The 220-nt window shown below is 69.1% G+C and carries 1 protein-coding gene; it reads right to left on the reverse strand.

What is annotated here, in order from left to right:
* Window positions 1-19 precede the first annotated feature (19 nt).
* A partial coding sequence (locus PROKR_RS37135; protein WP_036971449.1) for a hypothetical protein occupies window positions 20-220 on the reverse strand: 201 nt, incomplete at its 5' end.

Consider the following 220-nt stretch of genomic DNA (forward strand, 5'->3'; position numbering starts at 1 on the left):
GCACAGACACGACCAGTCCTCAGGTGACCAGTACCGACACGACCAGTACCGACACGATCAGCACCGACGCCAGCAGCACAGACGCCAGCAGCAGCAAGGAGGCCCTGTCATGAACGTCGACACCACCGCCGGTCCGGACAGCATCGTGGGCGGCTCCCCGGGGCGCCGCCTGGCTGGACGAGGCGCGTGCCGAGGTCGCGCGTGACCCCGACAGCGTCAC

It is taken from the genome of Promicromonospora kroppenstedtii DSM 19349, from assembly GCF_000515355.1.
GTDB lineage: Bacteria > Actinomycetota > Actinomycetes > Actinomycetales > Cellulomonadaceae > Promicromonospora > Promicromonospora kroppenstedtii.